Genomic DNA, 19,600 nt, shown 5'->3' with positions numbered 1-19,600 from the left:
CACGCGCCCAAACTCCGTGATTTCGCAATTCGACCGCCTCTATGCGGTCAGCCACGGCTAGGGAGAGTACGCGCCACACGGCGCGCTTCTTTTTCGGCGCCGGGCAATGGGATCAAACGATCTACCACCATACGCACCCTCCCCCGCCCAAGGCAAACCACATCGGAGTGACCCGCATTACACGCCCCTCCGCACGCCCCTCACACCGGGCCCAGCCGCGGCGAGGCCATCGGCTCGCCGCGCATCCCCCGGCCGTACGCCTCCGCCGTACGCATCGCCCCCGCGTGGACCTCGGGGGCCGAGGAGGCCGACGGCTGCTCGGTGGGCTCGGTGGGCTGCTCCGTGGGGGTCTCCTTCGGCGGCTCGGACGTCGGCGTCTCCTTCGGCGGCGGCGTGGAGGACGGCGGTACGGGGGTGGCGGACGGGGTCTGGGTCGGCTCGGGGGTGGGACCGGCGGGCTTCGGGCGCACCGGGCCCGTGGACGGTTTGGGCGTGGACCGGGCCGCCGCCGTCGCCCCGCCGCTCGGGCTCGCGGGCGGCTTCGGCACGGCGGCGCGCTCGCGCTCGCCGGATCTGCCGGGGCTCACGGCGGGCCGGCCGCCCGCGTGCCGCCCGCCGCCCGGTCCCACATGGCCGCCGTCCGGCTCGGGCGCGGTGTCCGGCCGGTCGTCCGACTTGCTGGGGGCGGGGCTTCCGCTCTTGTCGTCGCTCACGCTCATACAGCCGGCCGAGGACGCGAGCGCCAGTGAGGCGGCGAACGCGACAGCCAGACGGCCGGGGACGGACAAATGGCGCACGAGGGCACCTCCGGGGAACAGCACAGGGGACAGAACACAGGTTTCACTGCCCAACTCCCCGCGCCCCACAAGGGACACGCCCCCATGCCTGACAAGTACACGACCCACACCGCTGTATCCGGCAACGGTCCGCGCGCAGCGCCCCGCCGACGGCCGCCCGGCCTCTCAGCCGCGCGCCAACTCCAGCCCCAGGAAAAGCGATCCGATCCCCACGAACAGGGACGCGGCCGTGTTCGCCGCCGCGAGAGCCGCCCGCCCGCGCTCGGCGAGCAGGAGCGTCTCGTACGAGAAGGTCGAGTACGTGGTGAGCACGCCGCACAACCCCGTACCGAGCAGGGCGTACGCCGGTGAGGAGACCGCGACCCCCGCGAGCGCCCCCAGCAGCAGACAGCCCGCCGCGTTGACGGTGAGGGTGCCCCAGGGGAAGGGCGAGCCGTGGCGGGCCCCGATCGCCCGGTCGACGAGAAAGCGCAGGGGCGCGCCGACGGCCGCGCCGAGGGCGACGAGGAGCCAGTTCACCGTGGAATCCTTCTGACGAATGCCCTGGTCAGAGCCGTGCCCGCCCAGACGGCGGTGAAGCAGGCGAGCACCGTTCCCCCCGCGTACGCCGGCGCGATCCACTGCTCGCCGCGCGCCAGCAGCTCGCGGAAGTCCATCGCGTACGCCGAGAAGGTGGTGAAGCCGCCGAGCACCCCCACCCCGGCGAACGGGCGCGCCAGCGGATGCCCCCAGCGGCCCCGGCCCTCGCCGACCAGCACCATCACCACGCCGATCAGGGCGGACCCGGCGGCGTTGACCATGAGGGTGGCCCAGGGGAAGCCGTCGCCGGGGGGCAGGGCCAGGGTGATCGCGTACCGGGTCAGCGCCCCGGCCGCGCCGCCCGCGGCGATCACCGCGAGGAGCGTCCACAGCCGGGGGCCGGACGGCTCGGCCCGCCGTCGCCCGGGCTCCGGGAAGTCGTCCTCGTCCGGTCTCACTCGCGGTACGCGTGTCGCCACGGGAGCCATTCTCGCCCCGGGCCGTGGGGGATTCCCCCGCCGGACGCCGGAATCGGCGCTCGTCCCGGACAATGGCCAGGTGCTGGAGATGACGCGCGACGCCTTCGAAGAGCTGGTGGCCGAGGCCCTGGACACGATTCCGCCCGAGCTGACCCGGGTCATGGACAACGTGGCCGTATTTGTCGAGGACGAACCGGACCCGTCCGATCCGGAGCTGCTGGGGCTCTATGAGGGGACGCCGCTCACGGAGCGTGGCGAGTGGTACGCGGGGGTGCTGCCGGACCGGATCTCGATCTACATGGGCCCGACCCTGCGCTACTGCGAGACCGCGGAGGACGTGGTCCACGAGGTCGCCGTGACCGTCGTCCACGAGATCGCCCACCACTTCGGGATCGAGGACGACCGGCTGCACGAGCTGGGCTGGGGCTGAGCCACGGGCCGAGCCGGTCCCTCCCCTTCAGCGACGTTCAGCGACGAACACCCGTACAGCCGTACGGCCCCGGCCGCTCGTGCCACCCCGTACGGCCTCGTACGCCCCCCCCGTACGGCGCGGCAGGAGCCCGCCCGCTCCACCCCCGGGAAAAGCGTTTTGGCGATACCTCCCGCCATCCCATATGCTTCTCACGTCCCCGACGCGCTGGAAGGCGCGCAGGCGGGCCCTTAGCCCTCATCGTCTAGTGGCCCAGGACGCCGCCCTTTCAAGGCGGTAGCACGGGTTCGAATCCCGTTGGGGGCACGCAATACTTTGTGTGAGTCTTGTGCTCACACAATGCTTGGTCCTGTGGAGCAGCTTGGAGTGCTCGCCACCCTGTCAAGGTGGAGGCCGCGGGTTCAAATCCCGTCAGGACCGCTGTGACTCATCAGAGTCGCGTGGCTGGGTAGCTCAGTTGGTACGAGCGATCGCCTGAAAAGCGATAGGTCGCCGGTTCGATCCCGGCCCCAGCCACAGCCCGAGAGGCCCCGTCCAGTGGACGGGGCCTCTCGCCGTTACGCCTCCTTCCCTGCCCCGGCTCCGGCCCCGGCCGCCTCGGCGTCCCGCTCCGTGCGGCGCCTCCAGCCCCGCGCGCCCAGGGTCATCGCGGCCACCGCCACCAGGACGATGAGCAGCGCCCAGTCCGGGACCGCCTCGCCCAGTTCGCCCGCCCAGCGCTCGGCGGCGAAGGACTCGTCCACCGAGAGCAGGCCGGGCAGGGCCGTCGTCCCGTCGAAGACGAGGAAGAGGGACCCGAGGACGATGAAGAACAGACCGGAGATGAGCGAGGTGGAGTGCGCCCGCAGCGGGCCGAGGCGAAGGGGACGGCCCCGCAGCCAGCGGCGGCGGCCCAGCTCGTGCCGCTCCCAGAGCAGGGCCAGCACGAAGAGCGGCACCGCCATGCCCAGGGCGTAGACGGCCAGCAGCAGACCGCCGTAGACCGGGCTGCCGCTCAGCGCGGACACCGTCAGCACACTGCCGAGGATGGGGCCCGCACAGAAGCCCGCGAGACCGTAGACAAGGCCGAGCGCGTAGACGGGGAGGGCGGTGGTCGGGCGGATCCGGCCGGAGAGCCGGGCGGCGCGGCGGGAGGCGAAGCCCAGGCCGAGGATCTGGGCCGTGCCGAGCGCGATGATCAGCCAGCCGCCGGCCGCGACCAGCAGATCGCGGTTGCCGTAGAAGAACCGGCCCGCGTAGGAGCCGGCCACCCCGAGGGGGACCAGGGTGGTCGCGAGACCGGCGTAGAAGATCCCGGTGCGCAGCAGCAGCCGGCCCGCCGAGTCGAGCGAGTACGCGAAGAACGCGGGCAGCAGGAGGGCGCTGCACGGGCTGACCAGGGCGAGCAGTCCCCCGAGGAAGGCGGCGAGATAGCCGATGTCGGTCATCGCCCGGCCTTCTCGGAAGGCTTCCCGGAAGGCTTCCCCGAAGGCTTCCCGGTCGCCGCGAGCGCCGATTCGATCGCCTCGGTGAAGGTCCCCATGGGCTGAGCGCCCGCGATCGGCCGTCCGTTGACCAGGAAGGACGGGGTGGAGGCCGCGCCCAGCCCATAGGCCTCGTCCTGGTCCCGCTTGACCGCCGCCCTGGCCTCCTCGCTGTCCAGGTCCCGGGCGAACCGGGCCGCGTCGGCGACGCCCGCCTCCTTCGCGAGCGCCTTCAGCCGGTCCGGGCCGTACCCCTTCTCCTTCGCCCCTTCGGCGTACGCGGCGGAGTGGAACTGCCAGAACCGGCCCTGTCGGCCGGCCGCCCAGGCGGCGCGGGCGGCGGCCTCCGACTCCTCGCCGAAGATCGGGAAGTTGCGCCACTCGATGCGCAGCACCCCGCTCTTCACATACTTCTCGATCAGTTCGGGTTCGGTGTCCCGGGCGAACTTTCCGCAGTAGCCGCACTTGAAGTCGGCGTACTCGACCATGACGACGGGGGCGTCCGCCCGGCCGGTCGAGAGCGGGTCCTTCGCCTCGCGGCGGGCGAGTTTCTCCAGCGCGGCGTAAGCGCCGCCCCGCGGATCGGCGTCGGCGGAGGGCTCCGCGGAGGCGGCGGCCGCCGGTGTCCGGGCGGCGGGCGCGTCCTCGGGCTTGGTCGCGCTGTACGAGGCGTAGCCGAGCAGCAGGGCCGCGGCGACGACGCCCGCGCCGATGAGCAGCGGCTTGCGGGCGGAGGCGGAGGGCCGTTTCTGAGCGGGCCGGGGGGAGGGGGACATGAGGGTGGTTACTCCTGAGCGAGAGCTGAACGAGAGCTGAGCGAGAGCGGGCCGAGCATGAGCGGAATGGGGCCGTCCGGCCGGGCCCCGGCAGTGGGCCGAGCGGCGGAACGACGGAACAGGCCGTGGCGAGGGCAGGCCCCGGAGAGAGGGAGCGGCTGCGATACCGGGTCAGAAAACGGCTGCGATACCGGGTCAGAAAAAGCGACAAAGCGGGCATCCGAGGGTGGAGCCCGGGCCTGAGGGCGCTAAAGGCGCAGGATGGACAGATCCAGCGGAGTCGGCGGGTCCAGCGGGGCCGGGACGCGATCGGGCGCCGCCCCGGCGCACGGGGCGCTCCCCGGCGCACCGCCGGCGCCGTGTGTGTCGTACGGGACCGGCGCGGGCTCGTACGAGACCCCGCCGCGCGAGGGCGGCGCGGGGTGCGCCCCCCGGTCGCCGTCCGCCCCGCTGCCGCAGCCGGGCGTCCGGTCCTGCGCCACCGGGACCGCGCTCCGGGCGGTGTCCGCGTACGACGGCGGGCACAGGGCCACCACCAGCGCGAGGACCATCGCCAGCAGCACGGACGCGAAGACCGGCAGCAGTGCGCTCCGGCGGACGCGGCTGAGCTGCATGGACGCGCGGTTTCCTTCCCGTGTGGGAGACGTTCGGCAGACGTCTGGCAGACGTACGGAAGAGCGGAACCCCCGGCTCCGGACAGCGCGGCCGAGGGCGGCTGAATGATCTGTTCCATACTGCACCAGCTTCCGGGGGAAATGGGTTCGCCAGTGCTTTGACGGGGGTGCGATCCTGGGAGCCGTATGTCTACTTCCTTCGCCGACCTTCAGACGCTGCTGGCGGGGGTGTCGCTCCGCGACGCCCACCGGCTGGGCCGCCGTCTGGAAGGGGCCCGCCGCATCCGTAAGCCCGAGGCGCGGCAGGCCGTGCTGGACGAGATCGCCGCCGAGGCCGGAAAATCCGCCGCGCGGGTGACCCGCCGCGCCGAGCGGATCCCCCCGATCAGCTATCCCGAACAGCTGCCGGTCAGCCAGAAACGGGACGAGATCCTCGCCGCGATACGCGACCACCAAGTGGTGATCGTCGCGGGGGAGACCGGGTCCGGAAAGACGACCCAGATCCCCAAGATCTGTATGGAGCTGGGCCGGGGGGTGCGCGGCATGATCGGCCACACCCAGCCGAGACGGATCGCGGCCCGCACGGTCGCCGAGCGCGTCGCCGAGGAGCTGAACACCCCGCTCGGCGAGGCCGTCGGCTGGAAGGTCCGCTTCACCGACCAGGTCGGCGGCGACACCTTCGTCAAGCTGATGACGGACGGCATCCTGCTCGCCGAGATCCAGACCGACCACGAGCTGCGCGCCTACGACACGATCATCATCGACGAGGCCCACGAGCGCTCGCTCAACATCGACTTCCTCCTCGGCTACCTCGCCCAGCTACTGCCCAAGCGGCCGGACCTCAAGGTCGTCATCACCTCCGCGACCATCGACCCCGAGCGGTTCTCGCGCCACTTCGGCGACGCCCCGATCGTCGAGGTCAGCGGTCGCACCTACCCGGTCGAGGTCCGCTACCGCCCGCTCCTGGAGGACGACAGCGAGGAGAGCGACCGCGACCAGATCACCGCGATCTGCGAAGCCGTCGAGGAACTCCAGGGCGAGGGCAAGGGCGATGTCCTCGTCTTCCTCTCCGGCGAGCGCGAGATCCGCGACACGGCGGACGCGCTGAACAAGAGGAACTACCGCTTCACCGAGGTCCTGCCGCTGTACGCCCGGCTCTCGCACGCCGAGCAGAACCGGGTCTTCCAGGCCCACACCGGCCGCAGGATCGTTCTGGCGACCAATGTCGCCGAGACCTCGCTGACCGTCCCGGGCATCAAGTACGTCATCGACCCCGGCACCGCCCGGATCTCCCGCTACAGCCATCGCACCAAGGTCCAGCGGCTGCCCATCGAGCGGATCAGCCAGGCCAGCGCCAATCAGCGCAAGGGCCGCTGCGGCCGTACCTCCGACGGCATCTGCATCCGGCTCTACTCCGAGGACGACTTCGACGCCCGTCCCGAGTTCACCGACGCCGAGATCCTCCGCACCAATCTGGCCTCGGTCATCCTCCAGATGACGGCGGCCGGCCTCGGCGACATCGAGAAGTTCCCCTTCATCGACCCGCCGGACCACCGCAACATCCGCGACGGCGTGCAGCTGCTCCAGGAGCTGGGCGCCTTCGACCTGGCGCAGAAGTCCCCCCAGGAGGGGAAGAAGGGGCAGAAGCTCACCCCGCTCGGACGCAAGCTCTCCCAGCTTCCGGTCGACCCCCGGCTGGCCCGGATGGTCGTCGAGGCCGACAAGAACGGCTGCGTCCGCGAGGTGATGGTGATCGCCGCCGCGCTCTCCATCCAGGACCCGCGCGAGCGGCCTGCCGAGAAGCAGACCCAGGCCGATCAGCAGCACGCCCGCTTCAAGGACGAGACCTCCGACTTCCTCGCCTACCTCAATCTCTGGCGCTATGTCCGGGAGCAGCAGAAGGAACGCGGCTCCTCCAGTTTCCGCCGCATGTGCAAACAGGAGTATCTGAACTTCCTGCGGATCCGCGAGTGGCAGGACATCTACGCCCAGCTCCGCCAGGTCGCCAAGACCATGGGGATTCACATCAACGAGGAGGACGGCCCGGAGACGAGTGTCCATATCTCGCTGCTCTCCGGACTGCTCTCGCACATTGGCCTGAAAGACACTGAGGCCAAAAACGAGTACCTCGGCGCACGCGGTGCCAAATTCGCCGTCTTCCCCGGTTCCGCGCTCTTCAAGAAGCCCCCCCGGCTGGTGATGTCCGCCGAGCTGGTGGAGACCTCACGGCTCTGGGCCCGGGTCAACGCGAAGATCGAGCCGGAGTGGGTCGAGCCGCTCGCCGGGCATCTGCTCAAGCGCACCTACAGCGAGCCGCACTGGGAGAAGGACCAGGCAGCGGTGATGGCGTACGAGAAGGTCACGCTGTACGGGGTGCCGATCGTCGCGCAGCGCAAGGTGAACTACGGCCGGATCGACCCCGAGGTGTCGCGGGATCTTTTCATCCGCAACGCTCTCGTCGAGGGCGACTGGCGCACCCATCACCAATTCTTCGCCGCCAACCGCCGGCTTCTCACCGAGGTCGAGGAGTTGGAGAACCGCGCCCGGCGGCGCGACATCCTGGTGGACGACGAGACCCTCTTCGACTTCTACGACCGCCGGGTGCCCGACGATGTCGTGTCGGGCGCGCACTTCGACTCCTGGTGGAAGCGGAAACACCGGGAGGAGCCCGAGCTTCTCGACTTCGAGCGCGAGATGCTCATCAATGAGAAGGCCGGCGCGGTCACCAAGGACGACTATCCGGACTCCTGGCGACAGGGGCGGCTGAAGTTCCGGGTGACCTATCAATTCGAGCCAGGTGCGGACGCGGACGGAGTCACCGTCCACATCCCCCTCCAGGTACTGAATCAAGTCACCGACGGCGGATTCGACTGGCAGATCCCCGGGCTGCGCGAAGAGGTCGTGATCGAGCTGATCCGCTCGCTGCCGAAGCCGATCCGCCGCCATTACGTGCCCGCGCCGAACTACGCCGGGAAGTTCCTGGAGCGCGCGGTTCCGCTCCAGGAGCCGCTGCCGGTGACGCTCGCGCGCGAACTCCAGCGGATGGTCGGGGTCCCCGTCTCCCCGGAGGACTTCGACCTGGCCAGGGTCCCCGACCATCTGAAGATCACTTTCCGGATCGTGGACGAGCGGCGGCGCAAGCTCGCCGAGGACAAGGACCTGGAGGCGCTGAAGCTGAAGCTGCGCCCCAAGGCCCGCCAGGCGCTCTCCCAGGCCGCCGCGGCGACGGCGGGCCCCGCGGGCGAGTCGATCGAGCGCACGGGCGTCACGGACTGGACCATCGGCTCCCTCAGCAAGGTCTTCGAGACCCGGCGGGCGGGACAGCCCGTCAAGGCCTACCCGGCGCTGGTGGAGACGGGCGAGACCGTCTCCGTACGCCTCTTCGACACCCAGGCCGAGCAGCGCCAGGCGATGTGGCGGGGCACCCGGAAGCTGATCATGCTGAACATCCCGGTGAACCCGGCGAAGTTCGCCTCGGACAAGCTCACCAATCAGCAGAAGCTCGCGCTCTCCGGCAATCCGCACGGCTCGATACAGGCCCTCTTCGACGACTGCGCGACGGCGGCGGCGGACAAGCTGCTCGCCGACCACGGCGGCCCCGCGTGGGACGAGGAGTCCTACCGGAAGCTCTACGACTCGGTCCGCGCCGACCTGGTGGACACCACCGTGCGCACGGTGGGCCAGGTGCAGCAGATCCTGGCCGCCTGGCAGGCCTGTGAGCGCCGTCTGAAGGCCACCAAGAGCCTGACGCTGATCAACAACGTCCAGGACGTACGGGAGCAGCTGGCGGCCCTCGTGCCGGCCGGCTTCGTCACCCGCACCGGACTGCGGCGGCTCCCGGACCTGATGCGCTATCTGGTCGCCGTGGACCGCAGGCTCCAGCAGATGCCGACCTCCGTCCAGCGCGACACCACCCGCATGGAGAAGGTCCACGAGATGCAGGACGAGTACGCCTGGCTGCTGGAACAGCTCCCCAAGGGGCGGCCCGTGCCACAGGAGGTGCGGGACGTCCGCTGGATGATCGAGGAGCTGCGGGTGAGCTATTTCGCCCACGCCCTGGGCACCGCGTACCCCGTCTCCGACAAGCGCATCGTGAAGGCGATCGACGCCCTGGCCCCGTGACACCCCTGTCACCCAGAGCGAGTTCGACCGCCGGGCCGGTGCTGCTGTACAGTTTCATCTCGCAGGCCAACGCAACAATCGGACTGCGAAACCTGGTCCTGTGGAGCAGCTTGGAGTGCTCGCCACCCTGTCAAGGTGGAGGCCGCGGGTTCAAATCCCGTCAGGACCGCAGTTGAAGGCCCGCATCCCTCAGGGATGCGGGCCTTCGCCGTACCCCGCCGCCTTGACGGCCTCCCCCTCCCCCGGTACCCACTCCTTAAGGCCCATCGCGGGCCCGAGCGCACACACCACCGGCGGAGGTGACGCGCATGGCGACGGCCACGGCGAGACGACACGAGACCAGAGCACTCCTGCGGGCCCATCTGGCGGCCGCATCCGGCTACCGGCATCTCACAAGGCACTGCGCGGTCTGCCACCGCCTGCTGCGGCTCGCCATGGAGCCCTCCGACCCCCGCGCCCACACCGAGGACGAAGGTCCCGGCGGTGAGTGACTTCGGCCCGATGGAACCCGGCTCCGGAAGTGACACGCTCGACAATGGCAAGGGCTGCACAGTGTGACGGGTGTCACCGTATAGGTTTTCAGAACCCAGGTGCTTAACGCCCGCCTACAACCAACCAATTTAATATGTGCAATTGCACTACCCCTTGAGCGGCCGTCCCACAGCTTGGGCACCCTCCCCCGGAGCCATAGCTTCCGCACCCTGGCCGAGGCCGGCGCCGCAGTGCCCCCGCGCACAAAAAAAAATCGCGCTGGACCCGGCGGAGTCCAGCGCGATCGATGTCCGAGGTCTGTTGGGGCAGACATCAGGCGGGTGGAGCAACATCTCAAAAGGTGGGCTCAACCGGGATGGGGGTCCCGGAAAGGCCCGGTCTGCGAGGCTCTCAGGCCTCGCTGCGCTGCTGCGGGATACCCGCGAGCAGTGCGCGTACCTCTGCCTCGCGGTACCGGCGATGTCCGCCGAGCGTACGAATCGACGTGAGCTTGCCTGCCTTCGCCCAGCGGGTCACCGTCTTCGGGTCCACGCGGAACATCGTGGCAACCTCAGCCGGGGTCAGCAGCGGCTCGGCATCAGGGGTGCGAGCGGTCATGAGCGGCCTCCTCGGGAGAACCGAACCTTCTCGGTTCATTCCTCTAAATTCTGCACCTTGACCCGCGTTGCCCGAAATGGCGGACGCGGGCCGAGTCGGTTATAGGACGAACGGCTTGTCCTCGGCACTACAACTACACCATCTGTCCAGCCACGTCGGCCAAACCGACGGAATTGCCCTCTGAGGTGTTCATCAGTGGCTGAACGCCGATGGACCAGGCCATAGCGGACAGTCACGCCACAGTGACGATCAGTCACAGAGTGATCAGGAGCCATCAGACCCCCCATAGAGCGCAATGCCGAGCATTCCGCCCTTAGTTGGACGGAAGGAACCCTCCCCGGACTCCTTGTCCTATTTTGACACGAGGGTAGGCGATGGGCGCAAGGGCCCAGATAGTGCAGTCCGTCACGCTTGAGACAAAGGCCCGGATCGGGACCTAGGGCCTGGACGGAAGGCCTCAATCATCCACACATTCGCTCAGTTTGCGAATTGAAGGTCCCTCACTACCCGCCATCGAGCCACAAGCCGGGCATATGCCTCCTCTGCGGCGTCACCGTCGCCCGACCGCAGCGCGGCGATCCCCTCCGCCACATCCGCCGCCGAGTGATCGTCGGCGAGCCGCTGCCCGGAGAGCGCGTGCACCAGGCCCCCGTAGTCCAGCTCCACCAGCGAGCGCGGATGGAACTCCTCCAGCCACCGGCCCACCTCGACCAGCCCCTCGACCAGCGGACCCGCGTCCTCGGAGTCGCGCAGCGCCTTCAGCGCCCGGGCGGTCCGGCGGCGGGCCTCCACCATCGGGGTGCGGTAGCGCAGGGCGGCGGCGCCGGGACCGGCCGGCTCATAGGCCCGCTCCTCGTCGGCGAAGAGCACGAACCAGCGGACCGGCACCTGCCAGACCGCGCTCCTGATCCATGGACGGGCGTCCGGATTGCGCTCGCGCCACCGCCCCCAGTCCGCCGCCGCCTGGGCCCTGACCACCGGCGGAAGCACCGCGTCCAGCAGCGTGGGCGGAAGCTCCTGGACCAGCTCCTCCAGGGCCAGCCAGCCCCGCAGCCGGGTGCGCCAGGGACAGATCCGCACCACGCCGTCCACCTCGGTCACAAAGGCGTCGGCGCTCTCACGCACCGGCACCGCGACCGGTGGGGTGGGCAGCAAATCCGCCAGTGACCTGCGCAGTTCATCCTGGGCCGTGGGGGTTTGGCCGCGCTGCGCATAGCGCGTCCAGTGCTCGCGCTCGGGGCGCGGAAAGGCCTCCAGGGGCTCGTACACCCGCAAGTAGGCCGCATAGGGGACCAGAACCGAGGACACCGCCGGCATGTCGCAAATCCTTCCCTGCCCGTACTCCGCCAGGGGGTGATCCTGGGCACTGCGCCCGATCCACGCCCGTTCAGCACTTACCCTCGTGCCCAATCGGACCGTCCCCACCCACAGGATGGTCCCTCATCCGCCGCTTCTTACCTGGGAGTCACCACAGTGACCGATGTGACCGGCGCTTCCGTCGATGTACTGCACACCCTCTTCCGCTCGGACCAGGGCGGCCATGAGCAGGTCGTGCTCTGCCAGGACCGCGCCTCCGGTCTGAAAGCCGTGATCGCCATCCACTCCACCGCCCTGGGCCCGGCCCTGGGCGGCACCCGCTTCCATCCGTACGCGACCGAGGCGGCGGCCGTCGCCGACGCGCTCAACCTCGCCCGCGGGATGTCGTACAAGAACGCCCTGGCCGGCCTTGAGCACGGCGGCGGCAAGGCAGTGATCATCGGAGACCCCGAGACCCTCAAGAGCGAGGAGCTGCTGCTCGCCTACGGACGCTTCGTCGAGTCCCTCGGCGGGCGGTATGTGACCGCCTGCGACGTCGGCACCTACGTCGCCGACATGGACGTGGTGGCCCGCGAGACCCGCTGGGCCACCGGCCGCTCCCCCGAGAACGGCGGCGCGGGCGACTCCTCCGTACTCACCGCGTACGGCGTCTTCCAGGGCATGCGCGCCTCCGCGCACCACCTGTGGGGGTCCCCCTCGCTCAGCGGCCGGCTGGTCGGGGTCGCCGGTGTCGGCAAGGTGGGTCATCACCTGGTGAACCATCTGATTCAAGACGGCGCGGAGGTTGTCGTCACGGATGTGCGCGAAGAATCCGTACGGCGAATTCAGGCCAAATATCCTCAGGTCACCGCGGTGGCGGACACGGCCGCGCTGATCCGGATCGAGGGGCTGGACATCTACGCGCCCTGCGCGCTCGGCGGTGCGCTCGGCGACGACACCGTGCCGGTGCTCACCGCGAAGGTGGTCTGCGGCGCGGCCAACAACCAGCTCGCGCACCCGGGCGTCGAGAAGGATCTCTCCGACCGCTCCATCCTCTACGCCCCCGACTATGTGGTGAACGCGGGCGGAGTGATCCAGGTCGCCGACGAGCTGCACGGCTTCGACTTCGACCGGTGCAAGGCCAAGGCGGCCCGGATCTACGACACCACGCTGGAAATATTCGCACGTGCGAATGAGGAGGGTGTTCCGCCGGCCGTGGCGGCGGACCGGATCGCCGAGCAGCGGATGGCGGAGGCCCGCCGCCCCTGATGATGATCATGGCTTCGGCCCGCCGCGTCGGGAGACAAGACTCACCCCGGTCGGCGGGTCGACCGCCAAGAAGAGGTTAATATCGCAGTTGACCAGCGAGGACGGGGCTCCTCGCGGGTCCTGCGAAGTGGCACGTCATGCGGGCGGCGTACCGTATGGCTGCGGAAGCAGGTACCGTTGAAGCCCTACGGGCCGGTCTCCCCGCGGGGAGTCCGTTCCGACTCATGAACGCGTGTCAAGACTCTGGGGCCGTCGAGCCCCGTCACCGAGGGGGTCGAGCCATGGGGCGCGGCCGGGCCAAGGCCAAGCAGACAAAGGTCGCCCGCCAGCTGAAGTACAACAGCGGCGGGACTGACCTGTCGCGTCTGGCCAACGAGCTGGGCGCTTCGACTTCGAGCCAGCCTCCGAATCCGGAGCCGTTCGAGGACGACGACGACGAGGAAGACGACCCGTACGCGCGGTACGCGGAGATGTACAACGACGATGAGGACGAGGACGAAGAGTCCGGTCCGTCGTCACATCGCCGCGGCGCTTGACGTCGTAGCTGGCAACTGACCCGGTCCGGATCACTCCGGACCGGGTTCTGTGCTGTTCGGATCATTGTTCGGGTCGGGCCGCTCCATGTGAGCGGCCCGGCCCTGGTGCGCGCCTCTGATCAGGCGTAGTCGCCGACGAGGGTCGCGCCGGTGGAGTGATCGCCGCGCTCGGTGATCTCTCCGGCGACCCATGCCTCGACGCCTCGGTCCTTCAGGAGGGTCAGCGCCGCGTCCGCCGACTCCTCGGGCACGACGGCGATCATGCCGACGCCCATGTTCAGCGTCTTCTCCAGCTCCAGCCGCTCGACCCGGCCGGTCCTGCCGACGAGATCGAAGACCGGCGCGGGCGTCCAGGTCGAACGGTCGACCGTGGCGTGCAGTCCGTCCGGCACCACACGGGCGAGGTTGTTGGCAAGACCGCCGCCGGTGACATGGCTGAAGGCATGCACCTCGGCGGTCCGGATGAGCGCCAAGCAGTCCAGAGAGTAGATCTTGGTGGGTTCGAGCAGTTCTTCGCCAAGAGTCCGCCCGAACTCCTCCACATGGGACTCCAGGGCCATTCCCGCCCGGTCCAGGAGGACATGGCGGACCAGTGAGTACCCGTTGGAGTGAAGGCCGGAGGAGGCCATCGCGATGACCGTGTCCCCCGTACGGATACGATCCGCGCCCAGCAGCCGGTCCGCCTCGACCACTCCGGTGCCCGCGCCGGCGACATCGAAGTCGTCCTCGCCGAGCAGGCCCGGGTGCTCGGCGGTCTCGCCGCCGACCAGCGCGCAGCCGGCCAGCACACAGCCCTCGGCGATGCCCTTGACGATGGCGGCGACCCGCTCGGGGTGGACCTTGCCGACACAGATGTAGTCGGTCATGAAGAGCGGCTCGGCACCGCAGACCACGATGTCGTCGACGACCATGCCGACGAGGTCGTGGCCGATGGTGTCGTACACACCGAGCTTGCGGGCGAGGTCGACCTTGGTGCCGACGCCGTCGGTGGCGGTGGCCAGCAGCGGACGCTCATAGCGCTTGAGCGCCGAGACGTCGAAGAGACCGGCGAATCCGCCGATGCCGCCGAAGACCTCGGGGCGGCGGGTCCGCTTCACCCACTCCTTCATCAGCTCGACGGCGCGGTCACCGGCTTCGATGTCGACGCCCGCGCCGGCGTAGCTGGCACCGGTGCCCGCCTGCGGAGCAGGTACAGAAGACTCAGATGTCATGACGGAGAGAGCTTTCGTGTCGGTACTGCGGAGCCCCGGCCGCGGGCCGCCTCCCGGTGATCCACGGCGCTGTGGATCACCATGCGGCGGAGCACGGGAACCTAGGGGCGGCGGAGTGCGTCGGCGGCGTCGGTGCCGCCCGCCAGCTCGGTTTCGAGCAGCTGCTTGCCGAGCAGCTCGGGATCGGGAAGCTCCATCGGGTACTCGCCGTCGAAGCAGGCACGGCAGAGATTCGGCTTGGCGATGGTGGTCGCCTCGATCATGCCGTCGAGGGAGATGTAGGCCAGAGAGTCGGCGCCCATGGAGGTGCCGATCTCATCGATCGTCATCCCGTTGGCGATCAGCTCGGCGCGGGTGGCGAAGTCGATGCCGAAGAAGCAGGGCCACTTCACCGGCGGGGAGGAGATCCGTACGTGGATCTCGGCCGCACCGGCTTCGCGGAGCATCTTGACCAGGGCGCGCTGGGTGTTGCCGCGGACGATGGAGTCGTCGACGACGACCAGCCGCTTGCCCTTGATGACTTCCTTGAGGGGGTTCAGCTTGAGGCGGATGCCGAGCTGACGGATGGTCTGGGAGGGCTGGATGAAGGTCCGGCCCACATAGGCGTTCTTGACGAGCCCGGAGCCGTAGGGGATCCCGCTCGCCTCGGCGTAGCCGATCGCGGCGGGGGTGCCGGACTCCGGAGTCGCTATGACCAGGTCGGCGTCGACAGGAGCTTCTTTGGCCAATTTCCGGCCCATCTCCACACGGGAGAGATAGACGCTCCGGCCGGCGATGTCGGTGTCGGGGCGGGCCAGATAGACATACTCGAAGACACAGCCCTTGGGCTTCGCTTCCGCGAATCGCGAGGTGCGGATGCCGTTCTCGTCGATGGCGATCAGCTCGCCCGGCTCGATCTCCCGGACGAAGCTCGCACCGCAGATGTCGAGGGCGGCGGACTCACTGGCCACCACCCAGCCCCGGTCGAGGCGGCCGAGCACCAGCGGGCGGATGCCCTGGGGGTCCCGGGCGGCGTAGAGCGTGGTCTCGTCCATGAAGACGAGCGAGAAGGCGCCCCGGACTTCGGGGAGGATTCGGGCGGCGGCCTGTTCCGAGGTCAGCGGCTTGCCGTCGTCGTCCACCTGGCCCGCGAGGAGTGCGGTGACCAGATCGGTGTCATTGGTGGCCGCCACCTGGGTGGCGCGGCCGTCCTGGCGGGGCAGGTCGGCGACCATGTCCGCGAGACGGGCCGTATTGACCAGATTTCCGTTGTGCCCGAGGGCGATGGAGCCATGGGCCGTGGCCCGGAAAGTCGGTTGCGCGTTCTCCCAGACGGATGCTCCAGTGGTCGAGTAGCGCGCGTGACCGACAGCGATATGTCCGCGCAGGGAACCGAGGGAGGTTTCGTCGAAAACCTGTGAGACGAGGCCCATGTCTTTGAAGACGAGGATCTGGGAACCGTTGCTCACCGCGATTCCGGCGGATTCCTGGCCTCGATGCTGGAGGGCGTAGAGCCCGAAGTACGTCAGTTTTGCGACCTCTTCACCCGGAGCCCAGACCCCGAAGACGCCACAAGCGTCCTGGGGGCCTTTCTCACCGGGGAGCAGATCGTGATTGAGTCGACCGTCACCACGTGGCACGGCACCGAGTGTAGGCGAGATCGACCACCGGTCCGAATTGGGGTGACCCGTGGGCTCTCGGTGACGGTCCGGTCACCGGGCGGGGGCCGGGATCTCTGCCGCGGCCGGGCCGGGAAGTCTACCTGTCGGCGACGGCGGAGAGGCGTTTGTCGGCCGGTCCGGTGAGGGTGAGCCCTCGGTGCAGCAGGTGGTAGGTGACCTCCTTGTCGAGCACGGCGAGCAGATGGGCCTCCACCTGTCCGGCCGTGCCGGCGCACATCATGCGGGTGGCGGTGATCCGGCCGAGGGTGATCTTCGAACCGGTGACCTTCGCGGGGGCGCTGAAGTTGTTGCAGCCGAGGTTTCCGCGGACCTTGCCGTCCTTGGTGAAGGTCAGATGGGCGGACTTCTCCGTACCGGCGGGCAGCGACTCCGCGACGTCCCCGGTGAGCAGCGAGTCCACCGTCCAGGTGGTGCCGATGAGCGGGGCCGGGTCCTGTGAGGTCAGGGCGACGGTGTCGCCCCCGGCGGTGGTCAGGGTGAGCTTCTTGCCCGCCAGTTGGGCCTTGAGACGTCCGGTGAAGACGCGCTGCGCGTTTGTCTCGAACCGATCGGTCTCCGGGCCGCAGCCGACGAGGTGCATCTCCGAAGGGCCGAGGGTGACGGTGTCGCCGTCGAGCTTCGCCGTGGCGCCGAAGCGGTTGCAGCCGTAGCTGCCCTGGGCCCGGCCCTTCTCGGTGATCTCGACATGCGCGCCGGCGGGGGCGGTCGTCTTCTTCCCGTCGACGGTGATGCTGTCGAAGCTCCAGTGCACACCGGTGAGGGGGAGGTCGGGCGCGCCCGCGGCCTTGGCGGAGCCGGAGCCGGAATCGGAGCCGTCTTCGCTGCTGCCGGAGCCGCAGGCGGCGAGCGCGAGAAGGGCCAGGACGGTGAGGGGGACGCTCAGCTCGTTTCGCATGCCCCTGGGACGGGCGGGGGCCGAGTCCGGTTCCCCCCGCCCCCCTGCCCGTCTCTCGCTCAGCTCAGCACCGGCAGCAGCGCGGCCAGATCGGCCCGTTCGCCGCTCGCGCTGACCTTCGCCGCCTCCAGGGCCTTCGCCCATCCCGTACGCCCGGTGGCGAGCCGTACCCAGGTCAGCGGGTCGGTCTCGACCACATTGGGCGGGGTGCCCCGGGTGTGCCGGGGGCCCTCGACGCACTGCACCACGGCGTACGGCGGGATCCGCACCTCCACGGAGCCGCCCGGGGCCTTGAGCGCGAGGGCGTCGGCGAGCAGCCGGACGGCGGTGGCGAGCGCGTGCCGGTCGAAGGGGATGTCCAGCCCGGTCGCGTCGTTGAGGTCGTCGGTGTGGACGACCAGTTCGACGGTACGGGTGACCAGGTGGTCCGCGAGCCGCATGGGGCCGAAGCGGGTGGGCACCGTCCGGTCGTCGGGGGCCCGGCCGAGCGCGTCCCCGATCCGGGCGGCGACATCGGCGATCAGCTCGGCGGGGGCCGCCCCGGCGGCAAGCTCGACGGCGACCTCGTCGACGCCGGCCGCCGCGCCCGCCGTGCGGAAGGGCCATTCCATCAGCGTGACTTCGGCCTTGGGCGGCTCGGGCAGGGCGAGGCTTTCGAGCAGCGGGCCGAGCACCGTCGAGAGATGGGCGGAGAGTTCGCGCACGGTCCAGTCGCCGAGCCGGGTGGGCAGGGCGAGCTGCTCGGGGGTGAGGGTGGCGACCGCCGCCGCGACCTGCTCGAACTGGGCGAGGACGGCGGTTCTGGTCTTCACGGGGTCGTAGGCGCGGAGGCGTTTGCGGGCCGGTGGCATGGCATTGACCCTAGATCGTGTCGGCGAGGGGCGCCGGGTCGGCCGCGGGTGCGGCTCCGGCTCCGAGTGCGGGTCCGGCTCCGGGTGCGGGTCCGGCTCCGGGTGCGTCGGCGGCTCCGGGTGCGTCGGCGGTGAACGTCTCGCCGTTGGCGGGGACCCCGACGCCGCGCCAGCGGAAGGGGATGCCCTTGGCGCTGTCCAGGTCGGCGCCGTCCATCAGCTGGAAGTGCAGATGGGGCTCGGTGGAGTTGCCCGAGTTGCCGACGCGGGCGATGGGCTGGCCCGCCCGCACCCGGTCGCCCGCGCGGACGGTGAGCGAACCGCGCTGGACATGTGCGTAGGCCGCGTGGACGCCGTCGCCGAGGTCGAGCACGATCCGGTTGCCGAAGACGGTGGACGAGCCCACGAGGTCCCGCAGCGAGCCCTCCAGGATGAGCAGATAGGCGAGCATCGGCAGGGAGTTGCGGCTGAGATGGTCGCGCTGGCCGTCGGAGGCGTGGACGACGGTGGCGTCCGCGACGGCGAGCAGCGGGGCCCCGAAGGCGGGGAAGGCGCTGTTGCGCCGGACCAGGGGCCAGAGCCAGGCGAAACCGGGGCGGACCGGGGCGTCGGGGCCCTCGGGTTCGGCGACGATGTCGATGGCGTACGTCTGACCGTACCCGTGCGTCCCATGGCTGGGGGTCTTGTCGGCGGGGCTGTTGAGCGCGGTCCAGCGGCCGGCGACCGGGGGTTCGATCTCGACGGCGAACGGCCGCTTCCGCGGGGTGTGGTCCTTGCCGGCGAGCTGGTTCAGCAGGACGGTGAGACCCATCGCCGTGAAGCCCGGCACGAGGATCCACAGGATGCTGAAGGAGAGGTCGAGCGAGAGATCGACGGCGATCAGGGTCAGCGCGGCGATCCAGAGCGTCCGGATCGCGATCATCAGCGATTTTCGGTTCCGTGCGGTCATGTGTGTCCCCCGGGTGCGGTTGTCTGAATCGGTACGGCGGTCGGTACGGCGGATCGTCACGCCTGTGGGCGGGCCGCCGTCAGGGCGACCAGCAGGGGCACCACGCGTGTCGCGGGCACCTCGTAGCGGCCCCGGGCGGCGGTGCGCAGCCAGCCGGCGGCGGTGAGCTGGCGCAGATGGTGGTAGATCTGGCCGGTGGTGCCGAGGCCCTCCAGTTCGGCCAGTTCGGCGGCGGTGCGCCGGCCGCCGAGGATCTCGCGGAGCAGCCGCAGCCGTACGGCGTGGCCCAGCGCGGCGAGGGAGTCGGCCACAGCGGCCCAGTCGCCCCCGTCGTCGAGGAGGCCGTCGGTGAGCGCGCCGTACTGCCATTCGTACCGCTCCTGGGTCGGCAGCCGTACGGAGCCGGTGAAGAGCACCCCGCCGGTGTCGGCGCCGATCCCGGCGAGCTGTTCCTTGAAGCCGTTCAGCGCCCAGAGATCGCCCCCTGTGGTGGGGGGCGGCGGGGCCGCCTCGCGGCTCTCTTCCAGCGCGGCGAGCCTGCGCTCCAGCTCGGCGACGCGCTCCTCAAGTTCCATACCTGAAATATACGTAAGTACGTAATCACGTGCAACAAAAAACGGCGGAGCCCCCGCTCCGGAGAGGA

General features: G+C 69.9%; 19 protein-coding genes and 4 tRNA genes. 9 read left to right on the top strand and 14 right to left on the bottom strand.

Annotated features, from left to right (window positions below):
- Positions 1 to 200: 200 nt before the first annotated feature.
- The 3 genes from IE247_RS28855 to IE247_RS28845 form a co-directional block, all read right to left on the bottom strand.
- The gene (locus tag IE247_RS28855; protein ID WP_190126252.1) at positions 201 to 797 is read right to left on the bottom strand and encodes a hypothetical protein; all 597 of its coding nucleotides are present in this window, start codon (positions 795 to 797) and stop codon (positions 201 to 203) included.
- 165 nt (positions 798 to 962) lie between these two features.
- On the bottom strand, positions 963 to 1,316 hold the full coding sequence (locus IE247_RS28850) for a fluoride efflux transporter FluC (protein WP_190126251.1): 354 nt from the start codon (positions 1,314 to 1,316) through the stop codon (positions 963 to 965).
- A complete protein-coding gene (locus IE247_RS28845; RefSeq protein ID WP_190126250.1) occupies positions 1,313 to 1,804 on the bottom strand; it encodes a fluoride efflux transporter FluC in 492 nt (163 codons plus the stop codon). Before IE247_RS28845 ends, IE247_RS28850 begins: the two co-directional genes overlap by 4 nt.
- A gap of 70 nt (positions 1,805 to 1,874) precedes the next feature.
- Here IE247_RS28845 and IE247_RS28840 point away from each other — a divergent pair, with 70 nt between their 5' ends.
- From IE247_RS28840 to IE247_RS28825, 4 genes are all read left to right on the top strand, one after another.
- Complete coding sequence (locus tag IE247_RS28840) at positions 1,875 to 2,225, top strand: metallopeptidase family protein (RefSeq protein WP_190126249.1); 351 nt, start codon at positions 1,875 to 1,877, stop codon at positions 2,223 to 2,225.
- Between the two features lie 233 nt (positions 2,226 to 2,458).
- Positions 2,459 to 2,531: transfer RNA gene (locus IE247_RS28835), tRNA-Glu, on the top strand.
- 39 nt (positions 2,532 to 2,570) lie between these two features.
- Positions 2,571 to 2,645: transfer RNA gene (locus tag IE247_RS28830), tRNA-Asp, on the top strand.
- A gap of 22 nt (positions 2,646 to 2,667) precedes the next feature.
- Positions 2,668 to 2,741, top strand: a tRNA-Phe gene (locus tag IE247_RS28825).
- Positions 2,742 to 2,782: 41 nt separating this feature from the next.
- Here the strand turns inward: IE247_RS28825 and IE247_RS28820 are convergent.
- From IE247_RS28820 to IE247_RS28810, 3 genes are all read right to left on the bottom strand, one after another.
- The gene (locus tag IE247_RS28820) at positions 2,783 to 3,652 is read right to left on the bottom strand and encodes a cytochrome c biogenesis CcdA family protein (RefSeq protein WP_190126248.1); all 870 of its coding nucleotides are present in this window, start codon (positions 3,650 to 3,652) and stop codon (positions 2,783 to 2,785) included.
- Positions 3,649 to 4,464, bottom strand: coding sequence for a DsbA family protein (locus tag IE247_RS28815; RefSeq protein WP_190126247.1), 816 nt, complete (start codon positions 4,462 to 4,464; stop codon positions 3,649 to 3,651). Before IE247_RS28815 ends, IE247_RS28820 begins: the two co-directional genes overlap by 4 nt.
- Before the next feature lie 248 nt (positions 4,465 to 4,712).
- On the bottom strand, positions 4,713 to 5,078 hold the full coding sequence (locus IE247_RS28810; RefSeq protein ID WP_190126246.1) for a hypothetical protein: 366 nt from the start codon (positions 5,076 to 5,078) through the stop codon (positions 4,713 to 4,715).
- Between the two features lie 186 nt (positions 5,079 to 5,264).
- Here IE247_RS28810 and hrpA point away from each other — a divergent pair, with 186 nt between their 5' ends.
- The 3 genes from hrpA (at position 5,265) to IE247_RS28795 (ending at position 9,691) form a co-directional block, all read left to right on the top strand.
- Complete coding sequence (gene hrpA, locus IE247_RS28805) at positions 5,265 to 9,200, top strand: ATP-dependent RNA helicase HrpA (protein WP_190126245.1); 3,936 nt, start codon at positions 5,265 to 5,267, stop codon at positions 9,198 to 9,200.
- 94 nt (positions 9,201 to 9,294) lie between these two features.
- Positions 9,295 to 9,369: transfer RNA gene (locus tag IE247_RS28800), tRNA-Asp, on the top strand.
- Positions 9,370 to 9,508: 139 nt separating this feature from the next.
- Positions 9,509 to 9,691 (top strand): DUF6274 family protein, encoded by a 183-nt coding sequence (locus IE247_RS28795; RefSeq protein ID WP_190126244.1) that lies wholly within the window; start codon positions 9,509 to 9,511, stop codon positions 9,689 to 9,691.
- A gap of 391 nt (positions 9,692 to 10,082) precedes the next feature.
- Here the strand turns inward: IE247_RS28795 and bldC are convergent, their stop codons facing one another.
- Together bldC and IE247_RS28785 are read right to left on the bottom strand one after the other, a co-directional pair.
- Positions 10,083 to 10,289, bottom strand: a complete 207-nt coding sequence (gene bldC / locus IE247_RS28790) for a developmental transcriptional regulator BldC (RefSeq protein ID WP_003949541.1) — start codon at positions 10,287 to 10,289, stop codon at positions 10,083 to 10,085.
- Between the two features lie 477 nt (positions 10,290 to 10,766).
- A complete protein-coding gene (locus tag IE247_RS28785; protein WP_190126243.1) occupies positions 10,767 to 11,606 on the bottom strand; it encodes a DUF8083 family protein in 840 nt (279 codons plus the stop codon).
- Between the two features lie 156 nt (positions 11,607 to 11,762).
- Here IE247_RS28785 and IE247_RS28780 point away from each other — a divergent pair, with 156 nt between their 5' ends.
- Complete coding sequence (locus tag IE247_RS28780; RefSeq protein ID WP_190126242.1) at positions 11,763 to 12,854, top strand: Leu/Phe/Val dehydrogenase; 1,092 nt, start codon at positions 11,763 to 11,765, stop codon at positions 12,852 to 12,854.
- A 281-nt stretch (positions 12,855 to 13,135) separates the two neighbouring features.
- Complete coding sequence (locus tag IE247_RS28775; RefSeq protein ID WP_190126241.1) at positions 13,136 to 13,390, top strand: DUF3073 domain-containing protein; 255 nt, start codon at positions 13,136 to 13,138, stop codon at positions 13,388 to 13,390.
- 119 nt (positions 13,391 to 13,509) lie between these two features.
- On the opposite strand, the gene purM is transcribed toward IE247_RS28775, so the two are convergent.
- The 6 genes from purM to IE247_RS28745 all read right to left on the bottom strand — a co-directional run bounded on the left by purM (position 13,510) and on the right by IE247_RS28745 (position 19,532).
- Entirely contained in the window at positions 13,510 to 14,601 is a 1,092-nt protein-coding gene (purM, locus tag IE247_RS28770; protein WP_190126240.1) for a phosphoribosylformylglycinamidine cyclo-ligase, read from the bottom strand.
- A 101-nt stretch (positions 14,602 to 14,702) separates the two neighbouring features.
- Complete coding sequence (gene purF, locus IE247_RS28765) at positions 14,703 to 16,220, bottom strand: amidophosphoribosyltransferase (protein ID WP_190126239.1); 1,518 nt, start codon at positions 16,218 to 16,220, stop codon at positions 14,703 to 14,705.
- 118 nt (positions 16,221 to 16,338) lie between these two features.
- On the bottom strand, positions 16,339 to 17,157 hold the full coding sequence (locus IE247_RS28760; RefSeq protein ID WP_190126238.1) for an META domain-containing protein: 819 nt from the start codon (positions 17,155 to 17,157) through the stop codon (positions 16,339 to 16,341).
- Between the two features lie 59 nt (positions 17,158 to 17,216).
- The gene (locus IE247_RS28755; RefSeq protein ID WP_190126237.1) at positions 17,217 to 18,008 is read right to left on the bottom strand and encodes a maleylpyruvate isomerase family mycothiol-dependent enzyme; all 792 of its coding nucleotides are present in this window, start codon (positions 18,006 to 18,008) and stop codon (positions 17,217 to 17,219) included.
- Between the two features lie 10 nt (positions 18,009 to 18,018).
- Positions 18,019 to 18,957 carry a M23 family metallopeptidase gene (locus IE247_RS28750; RefSeq protein WP_190126236.1) on the bottom strand — a complete coding sequence of 313 codons (939 nt, stop codon included), beginning with the start codon at positions 18,955 to 18,957 and terminating at the stop codon, positions 18,019 to 18,021.
- A 56-nt stretch (positions 18,958 to 19,013) separates the two neighbouring features.
- Positions 19,014 to 19,532: an ArsR/SmtB family transcription factor gene (locus tag IE247_RS28745; RefSeq protein ID WP_190126235.1), complete on the bottom strand. Its 519-nt coding sequence runs from the start codon at positions 19,530 to 19,532 to the stop codon at positions 19,014 to 19,016.
- Positions 19,533 to 19,600 lie beyond the last annotated feature (68 nt).

Source organism: Streptomyces inusitatus, assembly GCF_014651115.1.
Lineage (GTDB): Bacteria > Actinomycetota > Actinomycetes > Streptomycetales > Streptomycetaceae > Streptomyces > Streptomyces amakusaensis.
This window is presented reverse-complemented; position numbering and strand designations above follow the sequence as displayed.

Bases quoted from the DNA above. Each gene is read 5' to 3' on its own strand.
- IE247_RS28820 (WP_190126248.1), bottom strand. From the start codon at position 3,652: ATGACCGACATCGGCTATCTCGCCGCCTTCCTCGGGGGACTGCTCGCC.
- IE247_RS28750 (WP_190126236.1), bottom strand. From the start codon at position 18,957: ATGACCGCACGGAACCGAAAATCGCTGATGATCGCGATCCGGACGCTC.
- IE247_RS28810 (WP_190126246.1), bottom strand. From the start codon at position 5,078: ATGCAGCTCAGCCGCGTCCGCCGGAGCGCACTGCTGCCGGTCTTCGCG.
- IE247_RS28775 (WP_190126241.1), top strand. From the start codon at position 13,136: ATGGGGCGCGGCCGGGCCAAGGCCAAGCAGACAAAGGTCGCCCGCCAG.
- IE247_RS28795 (WP_190126244.1), top strand. From the start codon at position 9,509: ATGGCGACGGCCACGGCGAGACGACACGAGACCAGAGCACTCCTGCGG.
- hrpA (WP_190126245.1), top strand. From the start codon at position 5,265: ATGTCTACTTCCTTCGCCGACCTTCAGACGCTGCTGGCGGGGGTGTCG.
- IE247_RS28785 (WP_190126243.1), bottom strand. From the start codon at position 11,606: ATGCCGGCGGTGTCCTCGGTTCTGGTCCCCTATGCGGCCTACTTGCGG.
- IE247_RS28760 (WP_190126238.1), bottom strand. From the start codon at position 17,157: ATGCGAAACGAGCTGAGCGTCCCCCTCACCGTCCTGGCCCTTCTCGCG.
- IE247_RS28845 (WP_190126250.1), bottom strand. From the start codon at position 1,804: ATGGCTCCCGTGGCGACACGCGTACCGCGAGTGAGACCGGACGAGGAC.
- IE247_RS28745 (WP_190126235.1), bottom strand. From the start codon at position 19,532: ATGGAACTTGAGGAGCGCGTCGCCGAGCTGGAGCGCAGGCTCGCCGCG.
- purM (WP_190126240.1), bottom strand. From the start codon at position 14,601: ATGACATCTGAGTCTTCTGTACCTGCTCCGCAGGCGGGCACCGGTGCC.
- IE247_RS28755 (WP_190126237.1), bottom strand. From the start codon at position 18,008: ATGCCACCGGCCCGCAAACGCCTCCGCGCCTACGACCCCGTGAAGACC.
- bldC (WP_003949541.1), bottom strand. From the start codon at position 10,289: ATGACCGCTCGCACCCCTGATGCCGAGCCGCTGCTGACCCCGGCTGAG.
- IE247_RS28815 (WP_190126247.1), bottom strand. From the start codon at position 4,464: ATGTCCCCCTCCCCCCGGCCCGCTCAGAAACGGCCCTCCGCCTCCGCC.